Below are 14,449 nucleotides of genomic sequence, written 5' to 3' on the forward strand. Positions count from 1 at the left end.
CTGGCGGTAGAGAGGGGAGGCTGCGCCGGCAAAATCCGACGCGATAGTGGACGTGATATGGTTACCAATTCGCTTCCCACAATTGGCCGCAAGATTACGGGAGGATGAACTTTCAGGTTGTCGTCAGCGCAGCGACAACCAGCGGCAGGGGTTGGAAGCCGGCCCGCACAGGAATTCGCGGTATTGAAACACCATTAAGGCGGATCTTGAGCGCCTCGGGCGGCGGCAGCCGCTCGGCATCGTCGGCGGCAAGGTCGACGATCAGGCCGACCACAGCCTCACCTGCGAACGGGCAATGGCGGATTCCGAGGCCTCGGATCTCGATCAGACCGGCCAATTGCTGTGCCGGGCGAACCCACAATTGTTCGCCGGCTGTGTCGAGATGGACACGGTCATCCCCCACCAAAATGGCCGGCGGAAGCGCTCCGGTGCGCCCGGCGAGAATCAGGTCGAAGGCCAGGCGCGACTTGCCGGCGCCCGACGGACCGCGGATCAGCACCGCACGCTCGCCGACCAGAACGGCGGATGCGTGCACGCTTGAATTGTCGCTCATAGTGTCGGCAGCCTGACCACGAAGCGGGCGCCGGCGACCGTGGGCTTGCGGTCTTCGTCCGCAGGGCCCAGACGGTTCTCGGCCCAGATGCGTCCGCCATGCGCCTCGATGATCTGCTTGGAGATCGAGAGCCCGAGGCCGGAGTTCTGGCCAAAGCCCTGGTGCGGCCGGTCGGTGTAAAAGCGCTCGAATATCCGCTCCAGGGCGTCCTCGCCGATGCCGGGCCCGTCATCGTCGACCACGATCTCGACCTCGCCGCGGGTGCGTCGGCAGACGATGCGCACCTTGTCGCCCGGCTTGGAGAACGATTGCGCGTTCGACAGCAGATTCGAGATCACCTGGCCGAGCCGGGAATCATGGCCGGGTACCGAGAGCGTGTCGGTCGGTCCACGGCCCTCGAAGCGGACTTCGACGGCGACGTCGTGGCCGAGCCGGGTCTCGTTGGCGACGCTGGTCAACGTGGTCAGCAGCCGGCGCAGATCGACCGGCGCCATGTCCTGGCGCTGCAATTCGGCGTCGAGCCGGCTCGCGTCGGAGATGTCGGAGATCAGGCGGTCGAGCCGCCTGACATCGTGCTCGATCACGGCGAGCAGCCGCGCGCGGCTGTTCTCGTTGCGCGCCAAGGGCAGCGTCTCGACCGCCGAGCGCAGCGAGGTCAGCGGATTCTTCAGCTCATGGGCGACATCGGCGGCGAACATCTCGATCGCCTCGATGCGGCTGTAGAGCGCGTTGGTCATGTCGCGCAGCGCGCCCGAGAGATGCCCGATCTCGTCGCGGCGTCCGGTGAAGTCGGGAATCTCGACGCGGGTCTGGATGCGGTGACGAACGCGCTCGGCGCCGTCGGCGAGCCGCCGCACTGGACCTGCGATCGTACTCGCCAGCAACAGCGACAGCATGATCATGACGGTGGAGGCGACCCCGCCGATCTTGAGGATGGCGAGGCGCTCGGACATCACCAGCTGGTCGATGTCGTCGCCCTGCGTGGTCAGCATCAATGCGCCGCGCACGGCGCGGAAATGCTGCACCGGAACGGCAACCGAGACGATGATCGCGCCACGGTCGGTGACGCGCACCGCGCTGCCCTTCATGCCCTCGAGCGATTGCGCGACCTCGGAATAGCCCTTGCCGCCTTCGGGGCCGAGCTCGCGGTAGATCGGCAGGTCGCCGCGGTTGAGCCAGGTCTTGATCGTGGCCTTGGTCTTCTCATACAGCGACGTCTTCTCCGAGGGCGGCGGCAGCTCCATGCGCAGCACGTCGCCGCGCGCGAACAGGTTGCGGCTGTCGAGGATCAGGCCGCCGTCGCGGTCGAAGATGCGGGCCCGCGTCTTTGTCGGCGCGATCAGGCGGCGCAGGGTCGGCGCGACGCGCTCGGGGTTGATCGGGAAATCCGCCGATTCATCCGGCTGGCCGAAGCTCTCGCCGGGCTTGAGGTCGAGCAGCCGGTCGGGATCGATGGTGACGGTATTGCCTTCGACGGTCGCAGACGCCGCGATCGCCTCCGAGATGATCTCGGCATAGACGAGCAGGCTCTGCGTGCGCGCCTCGATCAGGCCGGCGCGGAATTGCGAGAGATAGAGGATGCTGGCGACCAGCGCGACGAGGCCGGCCAGATTGAGCGAGACGATGCGGCGCGTCAGGCTCGAGAACGACAGCGCGAAGAAGAACTGACCGGCGCGGCGCACCCAGCCGAGCGGGCGGCGCCAGCCTTTGTCGCGCGCCAAATCGTCGGCCACGGCCTCTTGATCGAGGAGCTGTGACGCGTCCTCGGTGTTCAGTCCCTGCTCGAGCTGCGTTCGATCAAGCACTGGCAAAGCTGCCGGTTGGTATGGATGTCGTCCCGCGAAGCAGGTCCTCGCCCGAGCTTACCCCAGCCGTGCAGGGCCTGTCAGTTAACAAGCCGCCCGGGAAGCGCAGATCAGGCTTCCTTGAAGCGATAGCCGACGCCGTACAGCGTCTCGATCATCTCGAAATCGTCGTCGACCACCTTGAACTTCTTGCGCAGCCGCTTGATGTGGCTGTCGATGGTGCGGTCGTCGACATAGACCTGGTCGTCATAGGCCGCGTCCATCAGCGCGTTGCGGCTCTTCACGACGCCGGGACGGGTGGCGAGCGCCTGCAGGATCAGGAATTCGGTCACGGTGAGCGTCACCGGCTCGTTCTTCCAGGTGCAGGTGTGGCGCTCCGGATCCATCCGCAGCAGGCCGCGGTCGAGCGCGCGCGCGTCCGGCTCCTTCGGTGCCGCGGTCGGATCCTTCGGCTGGCCGCGGCGGAGCACGGCCTTGACGCGTTCCACCAGCAGGCGCTGGGAGAACGGCTTGCGGATAAAATCGTCGGCGCCCATCTTCAGGCCGAACAATTCGTCGATCTCTTCATCCTTCGAGGTGAGGAAGATCACCGGCAGGTCGGACTTCTGGCGCAGCCGGCGCAGCGTTTCCATGCCGTCCATGCGCGGCATCTTGATATCGAGGATCGCAAGATCGGGCGGTGACGTGCGAAAGCCATCCAGCGCCGACGCACCGTCCGTGTAGGTCATGATGCGATAGCCTTCGGCTTCGAGCGCGATCGAGACCGACGTGAGAATGTTGCGGTCGTCGTCGACCAAGGCGATTGTGGGCATGAGCTGCTTTCACAATGAGAGTGGTTTAGACGGCGGGCACTCTGGCGACTCACCGTAGAATATGGGCTTCGAACGCGGTCAACGAGCAATGCAAGCTGGGCTGAAGTGTGACCGAGTTCCGCAAAACGCTCTGCGACCCACGCGTTGGACCCCCATATAGCATCCTGAGACCGTGAGAAAAGGCTCTTTTTTCAACGGGAACCGGCCCGATTCGCCTCCAAAATGACCCGATAGGCCCATGCAACCGACCGCCGACTTCGACCCCGCCCATCTTGCCCGCTCGCTGCTCCGCCGCAGCCGCCAGGGCGCGCTCGCCACGCTGATGGCCGGTTCCGGCGATCCCTATTGCTCGCTGGTCAATCTGGCCAGCCATCCCGACGGCTCGCCGATCCTGCTGATTTCCCGGCTGGCGCTGCACACCAGGAATATCCTGGCCGACAACCGCGTGTCGCTGATGCTGGACGAGCGCGCCGAGGGCGATCCGCTGGAGGGGGCCCGGATCATGCTCGCGGGGAGGGCGGAGGAGGTCGCGGAGGCTGAGCAGGATCTCGTCCGGCGGCGCTACCTTGGCGCTCATCCATCAGCGGAAGCCTTTGTAGAATTTAAGGATTTCTCGTTTTTCGTGATCCGGCCGAGCGGCGCCCATCTGGTCGCCGGGTTCGGCCGGATCGTCGACCTCAAGCCTGCGCAGTTTCTGACCGACCTCGGCGGTGCCGAAGCGCTGCTGGAGGCCGAGCCGGGCGCGGTGGCGCATATGAACGAGGATCACCGCGAGGCCATGAACCTCTACGCCACGCGGCTGCTGGCTGCGGAAAGTGGCGACTGGCTGTGCACCGGCTGCGATCCCGACGGCATGGACATGCAGGCCGGCCGCGACACGCTGCGGCTCGATTTCCCCGAGCGGGTCAGCAACGGCACCGAGTTGCGCAAGATGCTGGTGCGGCTCGCCGGCGAGGCGCGCGCCAAGGGATAGAGGGGAAAGATTGGGAGCACGGCCGGTCGGCACCGAGCGGCGGTGCTGTGCGCGACGAGGCATGGTGTCGCACGGTGCGGCTCCGCGTGCGTGTTTGCCGAGGCCGGGTGTGGCGTCTCCGACAGCGCGATCATTTCGTGCCCGCGCTGGTATCGCCGCCGATGGACGCGATGCGGACTGCGAGAATTCCTGGCGCTGCTGTTCCGGAAGATCGCTCGGATCGCGAGCTTCAACCGCGCTGACGCACGTGCGGCGCGGTGGTTGCGTTACCATCGATCGCTACGATCAGTGATCCTGTTGCCGCCGAACGCAGCTCGCGTTGCGGAACATTCGCTGCTTGCCGAGCATTGCAATCATCCAGCTTCGACGACGGGGGCTGAGCTCAATCGCATGCAGCTCAATGCCGACCCAGTGGTGCAATCCGCGTGCAACACGATCGTGGACGACATGTCTGGCACTGCAGCGTAGGGTCAACTCGCGGTGGTCCGCCGCAACGACACATCCTCAGCGCGAAACGCATGCCCGGCATTCTCTGTGCCTGCTGCGTTGCTCGGCGCGGATACACGCCAGTCGCTGGCACTCTTTGTGCATCGCAACGCCTTGCTCGCAGCGGGAAAGGCCACGAAACATCGCCCGATCGCCGCGAAAACAACGAGAAAGCGAAAGCAAAGCGAAAGTGTTTCGCGCTGCGGTATTTGCGCCCGATGATGTGCCCGCCTTGGAATGAACCAAAAGCCGTTCGACTGGCTTGGCAAGCCCGGCGATCCCCACTATTAGGTCGCCGGACCGGGGCCGAGAGGCTATATTATTCTGATGACGGTCACCGCGGCGGAGCGCGACTAGCGATGTTCGCGCGAACAAGGATACGCGGGTTCGAGGAGGTTCTTCGTGCAAGAGACGGGCGTGCATAACGGTGCCTTCGGCGCCGACAAATTCGGCTTAAAAAATCTCAAGGGCGTGCATTGGAACTATGGCGCGCCGCAACTCTACGAGCACGCGTTGCGATCAGGCGAAGCGGTGCTCTCGGCCGATGGCGCGCTTTGCGCTGACACCGGCGTGTTCACCGGCCGCAGCCCGAAGGACAAGTTCACGGTCCGCGACGGTCTCACCGACAAGAGCATGTGGTGGGCTGGCAACCAGTCGATCACCTCGGAGCAGTTCGCGACGCTGCATGCCGACTTCCTCAAGCATGCCGAAGGCATGACGCTGTTCGCGCAGGATCTCTACGGCGGCGCCGATCCGAAACATCGCATCAAGACGCGTGTCTTCACCGAGCTCGCCTGGCACTCGCTGTTCATCCGCACGCTGCTCATTCGCCCCGAGACGTCGGAGCTGGCGAGCTTCGTGCCCGAACTCACGATCATCGATCTGCCGAGCTTCCGCGCCGATCCGAAGCGCCACGGCTGCAAGTCGGAAAACGTCGTCGCCATCGATTTCGCCCGCAAGATCGTCCTGATCGGCGGCTCGCAATATGCCGGCGAGATGAAGAAGAGCGTGTTCACCACGCTGAACTATTACCTGCCCGAGAAGGGCGTGATGCCGATGCACTGCTCGGCCAATGTCGGCCCGGACGGCGACACTGCGATCTTCTTCGGCCTTTCCGGCACCGGCAAGACCACGCTGTCGGCCGATCCCAAGCGCACGCTGATCGGCGATGACGAGCATGGCTGGAGCGAGGACGGCGTCTTCAACTTCGAAGGCGGCTGCTACGCCAAGTGCATCAAGCTCTCAGGCGAAGCCGAGCCGGAAATCTATGCCGCCAGCAAGCGCTTCGGCGCCGTGCTGGAAAACGTCGTGCTCGGTGCCAACGATCGCGTGCCCGATTTCGACGACGGCTCGAAGACCGAGAACACCCGCTCGGCCTATCCGCTCGATTTCATTCCCAACGCTTCGCGCACCGGCTGCGCGCCGCATCCGAAGAACGTGGTGATGCTCGCCGCCGACGCCTTCGGCGTGATGCCGCCGATCGCCAGGCTGACGCCGGCGCAGGCGATGTATCACTTCCTGTCCGGCTACACCGCGAAGGTTGCCGGCACCGAGCGCGGCCTCGGCAACGAGCCGCAGCCGGAGTTCTCCACCTGCTTCGGTTCGCCGTTCCTGCCGCGCGATCCGTCGGTCTACGGCAACATGCTGCGCGAGCTGATCGCCAAGCACAATGTCGATTGCTGGCTGGTCAACACCGGCTGGACCGGCGGCAAATACGGCACCGGTCGCCGGATGCCGATCAAGGTGACCCGCGCGCTGCTCACTGCGGCGCTGAACGGCTCGCTGCGCAACGCCGATTTCCGCACCGACAAGTATTTCGGCTTCGCGGTGCCGACCTCGCTGCCGGGCGTCGAGCCGCACATCCTCGATCCGATCAAAACCTGGGCCGACAAGGCCGAGTTCGACAAGACCGCGCGTGCGCTGGTCGGCATGTTCCAGAAGAACTTTGCCAAGTTCGAAGCGCAGGTCGACGCCGAAGTCCGCGCCGCCGCGCCGGAAGTGAAGCTGGCGGCGGAGTAGTTCGCGCAAGTGATACGCGATTTGAAAAGGCGGCCCTCGTGGCCGCCTTTTTGTTGCAGTCTCGCTTCCTCTATCCGCGCGACACTCCCTCAATCCGTCACCTGAGGAGGCCGCGAAGCGGCCGTCTCGAAGGGGGCCACCAGCCGGGCCGTGCATCCTTCGAGGCTCGCTCCGCTCGCACCTCAGGATGACGGGATTGGGACTACTCCCCCATCTCCGGCAGCATCGCATTGCTCGGCGTCTGTCTGTCGGTGATCTGCAGGCCGAACAGGCTGCCGATCAGTTCGACCGCGACGCGCGCGGTGCGGCCGCGCTCGTCGAGGAACGGATTGAGCTCGACGATATCGAGCGAGCGCACCAGTCCGGAGTCGTGCAGCAGCTCCATGATCAGATGCGCTTCCCGATAGGTCGCGCCGCCCGGCACCGTGGTGCCGACGCCGGGCGCCACTGCCGGATCGAGGAAGTCGACATCGAACGAGACATGCAGCACGCCGTTCTTCGCCCTGACGCGCTCGATGACGCGGCGGGTGAGCACGGCGACGCCGAACTCGTCGATCTGGCGCATGTCCGCGATCGAGACGTTGCGCTGCCGCAGCAGCTTGCGCTCCAGCGGATCGACCGAGCGCGTGCCGATCAGGTCGAGCTGATCCGGCGGGATCGAGGCCCGCGGCAGCCCGCCGAGCAAGTTGTCGAGCCCCGGCTCGCCGCACAGGAAGGCGGCCGACATGCCGTGCATGTTGCCGGTGATGGTGGTCGACGGCGTGTTGTAGTCGGCATGGGCGTCGACCCACAGCGCGAACAGCGGCCGGCCCTTCTCCTGCCAGTAGCGTGCGACGCCGTTGATCGACCCCATCGACAGTGAGTGATCGCCGCCCATGAAGATCGGGATCGCGCCGGAATGCGCCAGCCAGTAGGCGCGCTCGGAGAGCGCGCGGGTCCAGGTCTTCACCTCGTCGTAGAACTTGGTATTCGGCGGCGCCGGGCCGTCGGCGACCACGGCCGGGATCGCAAGGTTGCCATGGTCGTCGACCCGGAAGTCGAGCTGCTCGAGCAGGCGCGCGATGCCCGCGGTGCGCAGCGCGTCCGGGCCCATCAGCGGGCCGGGCTGCGACGCCCCGATCTCGATGGGAACGCCGAGCAGGGCGATGCGCGAGGGTCTCGAGTTGTCGGCTTCGGACATGCGGCAGGGCTCCCAAAGTCGTGGAACAGAAGCGACGCGCCACTGTTCCCCCAACCCTTGAAATAGGCAACCCGGTCCAATCCGGCCATGTGGATAGTTGAGTCGTGCGTCCAGATTTGACGCGCTTTCTTCACCGCGAACCGGTGCCCATCCCGTATCAAGTGCGGGACAGGCTTCGCTTGAAAACGCGCTAGGCCTTGAAATAGGCGATCTGCGTCGTGGTGGCCAGCAGGCGGCCGGACGGCGACCACAATTCGCCGTGCTGGTCGCCGTAGCTCTTGTGGAAGATCTTGGCATCGGCGGTGGCGAGCACGCGGGTGGTATCCTCCGCATCCAGGTCGATTGCATCGACATGGAAATAGGTCGTCAGCGACACCGTACCGAACGGCACCAGCTCGTGCCGCGCGTGGAACACGCGGCCGAAGAACGCGTCCGACATCGACATCAGCGACAGCGCATCGAGCTTGCGCGGCACGCGGTCGGCGATCCAGAGTTTTGAATAGGGGCTCGACGGTTGCTTGGCGGCGCCGCCGCCGAGTTCCGGTTCGCCCTCGGCGAAGCGGAAATCATACTGATTGGCCCAGGTCATCGCGAGCTTCGGATAGGGCCGCAGCTCCTCGAACGGCACCGCGCCGGGAAACTCGGCGGGCTGATGCGACCACGACGGTCGGCGCTCGGCAAACACCGCGGTCGCCAAGGTCGCGACCTCGCCGCCGCCCTGCGTCATCTCGACCGACCAGTGCTGGCTCGAGCGATTGGCACGGACCAGGCGGACGTCGAGATCGAACATGCCCTCGGCGACCGGTGCGCAGTAATTGACTGTCAGCGCCAGCGGATCGCCCGCCCGCTGCGGGTGCTGCATCACGGCGCGCAGGATCGTCGCGGCGGTGCAGCCGCCGAACGGGCCGACGAACGCCCAGTAATCCGGGCTGGTTCGCCCCTGCCAGCGGCTGTCGCCGGCGGTGACGGCGGTGGCTTCGTCGAACAAATGCGGGGTCTTGGTGAGCATATTCTTCGGTTCCGTCATTGCGAGCGAAGCGAAGCAATCCAAAGCCGCAAAGCAAGTCTGGATTGCTTCGTCGCTTTGCTCCTCGCAATGACGCCCTTATCCGGACAAGCAATATCCCGGCAAGAAGGCGGAATTCAATGACGTCGGACGTCATCGATTTCCACGTCCCGGGACTGTCAGCCCTTCGCCTCGCGCTGGTTGCCGAACTGCGGCGAGGCGCTCGGGTGCACCGGCACATGCCAGATGTCTTCGGCATATTCGCGGATGGTGCGGTCGGAGGAGAACCACGCCATGCGCGCCACGTTGAGGATCGAAGCGCGGGTCCAGGCCGGCGCCACCTGCCAGCGCGCGTCGATGCCGCGCTGCGCGTCGTAGTAGGAATCGAAATCGGCCGAGACCATGTAGTGGTCGAGGTAGCGCAGCGCGTGCCCGATCGAGGCGAAGCGCGCGGGATCGCCCGGCGAGAACTCGCCGCTCTCGATGGCGCGGATCGCGCGCTCGAGCCGCGGCGATTTGCCGATCACGTCGCTGGCATCGAGCCCCTGCTTGCGACGGACCATGACGTCGCCGGCCTCGAGGCCGAAGATCGCGATGTTCTCCTCGCCGACATTGTCGCGGATTTCGATATTGGCGCCGTCGAGCGTGCCGATGGTCAGCGCGCCGTTCAGCGCGAGCTTCATGTTGCCGGTGCCCGAGGCCTCCATGCCGGCTGTCGAGATCTGCTCGGAGAGATCGGCGGCGGGGATGATCACCTCGGCGAGGCTGACATTGTAGTCGGCGAGGAAGGCGACCTTCAGCCTGCCGCCGAGCGAAGCGTCGTTGTTGACGATTTCGGCGACGTCGCTGATCAGCTTGATGATCAGCTTGGCGTAGCGGTAGCTCGCCGCCGCCTTGCCGGCGAAGATCTTCACGCGCGGCACCCAGTCGCGCTGCGGCTCGTCCTTCATCGCGTGGTACAGCGCGATCGTCTCCAGGATGTTGAGCAGCTGCCGCTTGTATTCGTGGATGCGCTTGATCTGCACGTCGAACAGTGCCGACGGGTCGACCTTGATGTGGTTGCGCTCGCCGATCAGCCGCGCCAGCGCCAGCTTGTTGTGATGCTTGACGTCGCGGAAGCGCTTCTGGAATTCCAGATCGCTTGAGTGGGGCTCGAGCCGTTCGAGCAGCGAGAAGTCGTCGAGCACGGCCTCGCCGCAGGTCTCGCGCAGCAGCGCGGTCAGCCGCGGGTTGGCCAGCATCAGCCAGCGGCGGAAGGTGATGCCGTTGGTCTTGTTGGTGATGCGCTGGGGATAGAGATGATGAAGGTCGTGGAACACGGTCTCCTTCATCAGGTCGGAATGCATCGCGGAGACGCCGTTGATGCGGTGCGAGCCGACGAAGGCGAGTTGGCCCATCCGCACGCGGCGGCCGCTGCGTTCGTCGATCAGCGAGACCGAGGCGCGGTATTCGATGTCGCCGGGGAAGCGCTCCTCGGCGAGCGCGAGATGGGCCACGTTGATGCGGTAGATGATCTCGAGATGTCGCGGCAAGAGCCGCTCGAACAGTTCGACCGGCCAGGTCTCGAGTGCCTCCGGCAGCAGCGTGTGGTTGGTGTAGGACAGCGTCGCGACCGTGATCTTCCAGGCCTCGTCCCAGCGGAAACTGTGCAGGTCGACCAGGATGCGCATCAGCTCGGTGACCGCAAGGCTCGGATGGGTGTCGTTGAGCTGCACGGCCGCCTTCTGCGCGAGGTTGCGCAGGCCGCCGTCGGAGGCGAGATGCCGCTTCACGAGGTCCTGCAACGAGGCCGAGACGAAGAAATACTCCTGGCGCAGCCGCAGCTCGCGGCCCGCCGCGCTCTCGTCGTTCGGATAGAGGAATTTGCAGATCGCCTCCGCGCGCGCCTGCTCGGCGCTGGCCGAGACGTAGTCGCCGGTGTTGAAGACGTCGAGCTGGAGCGGATCGGGCGCGTGCGCCGACCAGAGCCGAAGCGCGTTGACGTGCTGGCCGCGCCAGCCGACGATCGGCGTGTCGTAGGCCATCGCCTCGACGGTTTCCGCCGGATGCCAGGTGGCGCGGTCGCGGCCGCGGTCGTCGACATGCTCGACATGGCCGCCGAAGTGGACGTTGTAGACCACCTCAGGGCGCTGGAATTCCCAGGGGTTGCCGAAGGCGAGCCATTCGTCGGGATATTCCTGCTGCCAGCCATGGTTCATGATCTGGCGGAACAGGCCGAAATCGTAGCGGATGCCGTAGCCGGTCGCCGGGATCGCCAGCGTCGCCATGCTCTCCATGAAGCAGGCCGCGAGCCGTCCGAGACCGCCATTGCCGAGCGCCGCGTCCGGCTCGCATTTGCGCAGGTCCGACAGATCGACGCCGAGGTCGCCGAGCGCGGCCTCGAACAGCGGCAACAGTCCCATATTGTTCAGCGCGTCGGTGAACAGGCGGCCGATCAGGAATTCGAGCGAGAGATAATAGACGCGCTTGGCGCCGGCGTCGTAGGTCTGCTTCTCGGCCGTCAGCCAGTGGTGCACGATGCGGTCGCGCAGCGCCAGCGCCGCCGCCTTGTACCAGTCGCGCCTGGTCGCGACGGTGGCGTCCTTGCCGATCGCAAGCCGGAGCTTGGCGAGGATCGCGCCCTTGATCTCGGTCAGCGCCAGCTCGTCGATCGGCTGGTTCAACACCGGGTAGTTTGTTTGTTCGTGCAAAGCGCTCAATCCCTGCCGTTCAGAGTCCGGATCATGATGCGATCATATTGTCCGGATCATGCCCCAAGTCGATGATACGCGCGTTGCCCGGCAATCGAAACCGCCCGAAGCGTTGCCGTGCCTGGCGCTGCCGGCATATTATGCAAGGACCGGGCCGATTGAGGGGCCTTCGGAACCATCGTCGCCGGTGCTACGATCGGCCGTGAAAGCCGGAATTTTGCGGCAATTTGGCGGAGGATGCGTGATGAGACTCTTGATCGAGATCGCGGCCACGGCGTTGCTCATGGTGTGCATCACCGCCACAAGTGCAGCCTATGCGGCGGGCAAACCTGGCCGCAGCGCCGACAGCCTGCGCTGCAGCTACAGCGTGACCCAGAACGCTTCGCCTGCCGCGCGCTGCGCCGCCATCAAGCGGCAATGCGGCGGCAAGTTTTACGCGAATGCCTGCGGCGACAAACTGCTGTCCGCAGCGAATTAGGTGGCCGCACAACGCGCTTTTACGCGCCATCGGGAACACCGTGCTGATACGGATTTCCAAGACTTAACGAGTTCTTTACAAACACAGCTGTCGCGCGTGGGGCGGGCACATTTTCCAGCTTCGACGCATTTCATTCCGAAGCAATTTTTCAACGGGCCGCTGACCTGGTCAGCGGCCCGAATTGCTTTGTGGGCTGTGCGAACATGGCGACCGCTTTTCCCATGCGGCAAATGCAGTCACCGCGATTCGTCGCCCCGGCGGAGGCCGGGGCCCATAACCACAGCCGTCAGAGAAGGTGGGACAGGTCGCTCCACTCCGGATTATCTTGCTCGATCAGGCGCACCTTCCAGTCGCGGCGCCATTCCTTCAGCGCTTTTTCTCGTGCGATCGCCTCTTGTGGTGAAGCGTAGACCTCCATGTAAACCAGTCGCGTGACGCCGTATTTCTTGACGAATTGTGAGCCGCGTCCAGCGCGATGAAGCGCAAGCCGAGTGCAAAGATTGTTGCTGACACCGATGTAGAGCGTTCCATGGCGGCGGCTCGCGAGAATGTAGACGTAATAGACTGCCGCATTCATTTCGGGGCACCGATCACGTGAACTGTCCGATCGCGGTGGTTATGGGCCCCGGCCTTCGCCGGGGCGATGCTCATTGATGGCGCTGGAACGAATTAAGAACACTTTAGCAAGTCTTTGATATATCATTGTGATTCGGCACCTGCGCCGACACAATATCTATGGTCTCTCAGTCTCCGCGAGGGCTACATGTCCACCATCGCCTTTGACCAATTCGCTCTGACCCGGATTGCCGATTTCGCGCGGTCGCTGTCGCGGCTGCACCAGGCCTCGCGGCGCCAGCCGATCGACGATGACCAGCTCGACCGCGAGTTCAACGCGGTCTGCATGTCGATCTGGGGCTACACCACCGATGATTTCAGCGACGAGCTGTTCTCGGACGAGGATCACGCCTGGCTCGATTCGCTCGATGAAGCGCATGCGCGCATCTTCGCCGGCGAGCAGGGCTACGACCTCGTCGACGATCACGGCATGCTGACCGACTGGTGGGGCTATTGCTGGATGATCCTCGCCGAGAAGCGCGGCCTCCTCAACCCGGAGAACCGCGCGGCGGCGCGGGCCGCGATCGAGGAGAAGTACATGGCCGCGCCGAACGTGATCGGCGTGATCGTGGCGCGGTAGCTATCCCTCCGTCATTGCGAGCGTCAGCGAAGCAATCCATCGTCCCGCAACCCGAGTGTGGATTGCTTCGTCGCTTCAGCGCAAAATTGCTTCGCAATTTTGTCGCGAGCTCCTCGCAATGACGAGCGCAGGCCGTCAGTTCGCCTCGGCCCGCTTGGCGGGCTTTGCAGCGTTGCCCTTCGGCACCACGGACGATGGTGCCGATGGCGCGACATCGCGGCTGGTTTCCGGCAGCGGTGCGTCGCTCGCGATCTCCGCGCTGACGGGCGCGACCTTCATTTCACCGAGCCGCGCGCGGACCGCCGCGGTCAACCCGGGATAGGAAGCGATCGGCGTGAAGTCGAAGGACTGCTCGTTGCCGACGCGGACGCCGGTATAGGCGACGAGGCCGTCGGTGGTCGCGATCACGTCGCCGGCCTTCAGCGAGGCATCGAGCGCGAGGTCGACCGGCGCGAGCCCGGCCGGGTCGCGGCCGTTGCAGGTGCAGTCGGCGTGCAGCGCCTTGCGATAGGCGAAGGCGTTCTCACTGTCGGCGTAGCGCTCACCCGTAGCCGAGGCGGAGCTGTCGATATGGCTGCCGTAATAGACCTTGGTCGCGCTCGCGGGACAGAACGCCTGGCAGAGCTGCGCCGGCGTCGCGTTGCCGCGCATCGTCAGCGGAAAATACTTGCCGTCGCAGCTGCGCACGCAATAGGCCGGCCCGGAACCGGCCACGCGCGGCGCCGAGACCGGCGCGGACGTCTGCCGTTCCGGCTGCTGATTGAGACCGAACGGATCGGCGAAGAAATTGGCTTGCGGCGGGGCCTGCCGGCCCTGCTGCTTCTGGGAACCGCCGAAGAAGAAGTCGAACAGCCCTTCGGCCGAGACGGGAGCGGGCACGACCAGGACGGAACCCGCAAACGCAGCGGCGGCAAGCATCACGCGGCGCCGCATCCGCCGATCACTCAACTCTGTACGCAACGCCAACTCCACCCGACGCGCCTCGCCGCGGCGACAAGGTGCCCCGGCGGATTCACCTTAAGGCGTGATGGTAAACGGGCGATTGATTGGGGGTGACCGGAAGAAGTCGAGATTGTGTGAACCTCGCTTACCTCGCCCCGCTTGCGGGGAGAGGTCGGAACGCATGGAGCGTAGCCCAATGCGATCCGGGTGAGGGGGTACAGGTCTCTCGACGATCGCAACTGACGAGAGAGGCCCCTCACCCCAACCCTCTCCCCGCATCCGCCTTCGCACGAAGGCGGGCTTCGGCGGA

At 65.0% G+C, this 14,449-nt stretch carries 13 protein-coding genes; 5 read left to right on the plus strand and 8 right to left on the minus strand.

The features are described 5' to 3' along the window. Positions 1 to 112: 112 nt before the first annotated feature. The 3 genes from ACVW1C_RS22940 to ACVW1C_RS22950 all read right to left on the minus strand — a co-directional run bounded on the left by ACVW1C_RS22940 (position 113) and on the right by ACVW1C_RS22950 (position 3,170). Positions 113 to 553, minus strand: a complete 441-nt coding sequence (locus tag ACVW1C_RS22940; protein WP_456760353.1) for an HPr kinase/phosphorylase — start codon at positions 551 to 553, stop codon at positions 113 to 115. Further along, complete coding sequence (locus tag ACVW1C_RS22945; protein ID WP_456760354.1) at positions 550 to 2,358, minus strand: stimulus-sensing domain-containing protein; 1,809 nt, start codon at positions 2,356 to 2,358, stop codon at positions 550 to 552. The genes ACVW1C_RS22940 and ACVW1C_RS22945 overlap by 4 nt, the downstream gene beginning before the upstream one ends. Before the next feature lie 110 nt (positions 2,359 to 2,468). Continuing rightward, a complete protein-coding gene (locus ACVW1C_RS22950) occupies positions 2,469 to 3,170 on the minus strand; it encodes a response regulator transcription factor (RefSeq protein ID WP_016843287.1) in 702 nt (233 codons plus the stop codon). Between the two features lie 238 nt (positions 3,171 to 3,408). On the opposite strand from ACVW1C_RS22950, the gene ACVW1C_RS22955 reads away from it, so the two are divergent. The 3 genes from ACVW1C_RS22955 (at position 3,409) to ACVW1C_RS22965 (ending at position 6,648) form a co-directional block, all read left to right on the plus strand. Then, positions 3,409 to 4,143 (plus strand): HugZ family pyridoxamine 5'-phosphate oxidase, encoded by a 735-nt coding sequence (locus ACVW1C_RS22955; protein ID WP_456760355.1) that lies wholly within the window; start codon positions 3,409 to 3,411, stop codon positions 4,141 to 4,143. Between the two features lie 90 nt (positions 4,144 to 4,233). Next, positions 4,234 to 4,611: a hypothetical protein gene (locus ACVW1C_RS22960; protein WP_456760356.1), complete on the plus strand. Its 378-nt coding sequence runs from the start codon at positions 4,234 to 4,236 to the stop codon at positions 4,609 to 4,611. Between the two features lie 420 nt (positions 4,612 to 5,031). Next, the gene (locus ACVW1C_RS22965; protein ID WP_456760357.1) at positions 5,032 to 6,648 is read left to right on the plus strand and encodes a phosphoenolpyruvate carboxykinase; all 1,617 of its coding nucleotides are present in this window, start codon (positions 5,032 to 5,034) and stop codon (positions 6,646 to 6,648) included. A gap of 202 nt (positions 6,649 to 6,850) precedes the next feature. Here the strand turns inward: ACVW1C_RS22965 and rocF are convergent, their stop codons facing one another. The 3 genes from rocF to ACVW1C_RS22980 all read right to left on the minus strand — a co-directional run bounded on the left by rocF (position 6,851) and on the right by ACVW1C_RS22980 (position 11,524). After that, positions 6,851 to 7,828 carry an arginase gene (rocF, locus tag ACVW1C_RS22970; RefSeq protein ID WP_456760358.1) on the minus strand — a complete coding sequence of 326 codons (978 nt, stop codon included), beginning with the start codon at positions 7,826 to 7,828 and terminating at the stop codon, positions 6,851 to 6,853. Between the two features lie 190 nt (positions 7,829 to 8,018). Continuing rightward, positions 8,019 to 8,837: an acyl-CoA thioesterase gene (locus ACVW1C_RS22975; protein WP_456760359.1), complete on the minus strand. Its 819-nt coding sequence runs from the start codon at positions 8,835 to 8,837 to the stop codon at positions 8,019 to 8,021. A gap of 176 nt (positions 8,838 to 9,013) precedes the next feature. Further along, positions 9,014 to 11,524, minus strand: coding sequence for a glycogen/starch/alpha-glucan phosphorylase (locus ACVW1C_RS22980; RefSeq protein ID WP_456760360.1), 2,511 nt, complete (start codon positions 11,522 to 11,524; stop codon positions 9,014 to 9,016). A gap of 244 nt (positions 11,525 to 11,768) precedes the next feature. On the opposite strand from ACVW1C_RS22980, the gene ACVW1C_RS22985 reads away from it, so the two are divergent. Continuing rightward, positions 11,769 to 12,002: a hypothetical protein gene (locus ACVW1C_RS22985; RefSeq protein WP_456760361.1), complete on the plus strand. Its 234-nt coding sequence runs from the start codon at positions 11,769 to 11,771 to the stop codon at positions 12,000 to 12,002. A 286-nt stretch (positions 12,003 to 12,288) separates the two neighbouring features. Here the strand turns inward: ACVW1C_RS22985 and ACVW1C_RS22990 are convergent, their stop codons facing one another. Further along, positions 12,289 to 12,579 (minus strand): GIY-YIG nuclease family protein, encoded by a 291-nt coding sequence (locus tag ACVW1C_RS22990; RefSeq protein WP_456760362.1) that lies wholly within the window; start codon positions 12,577 to 12,579, stop codon positions 12,289 to 12,291. Between the two features lie 186 nt (positions 12,580 to 12,765). On the opposite strand from ACVW1C_RS22990, the gene ACVW1C_RS22995 reads away from it, so the two are divergent. Continuing rightward, entirely contained in the window at positions 12,766 to 13,197 is a 432-nt protein-coding gene (locus tag ACVW1C_RS22995) for a hypothetical protein (RefSeq protein ID WP_092122888.1), read from the plus strand. A gap of 135 nt (positions 13,198 to 13,332) precedes the next feature. Here ACVW1C_RS22995 and ACVW1C_RS23000 read toward each other — a convergent pair whose 3' ends face one another. Further along, positions 13,333 to 14,130, minus strand: coding sequence for a DUF2865 domain-containing protein (locus ACVW1C_RS23000; protein ID WP_456763145.1), 798 nt, complete (start codon positions 14,128 to 14,130; stop codon positions 13,333 to 13,335). Positions 14,131 to 14,449 lie beyond the last annotated feature (319 nt).

This window comes from Bradyrhizobium sp. USDA 4011 (assembly GCF_054063415.1).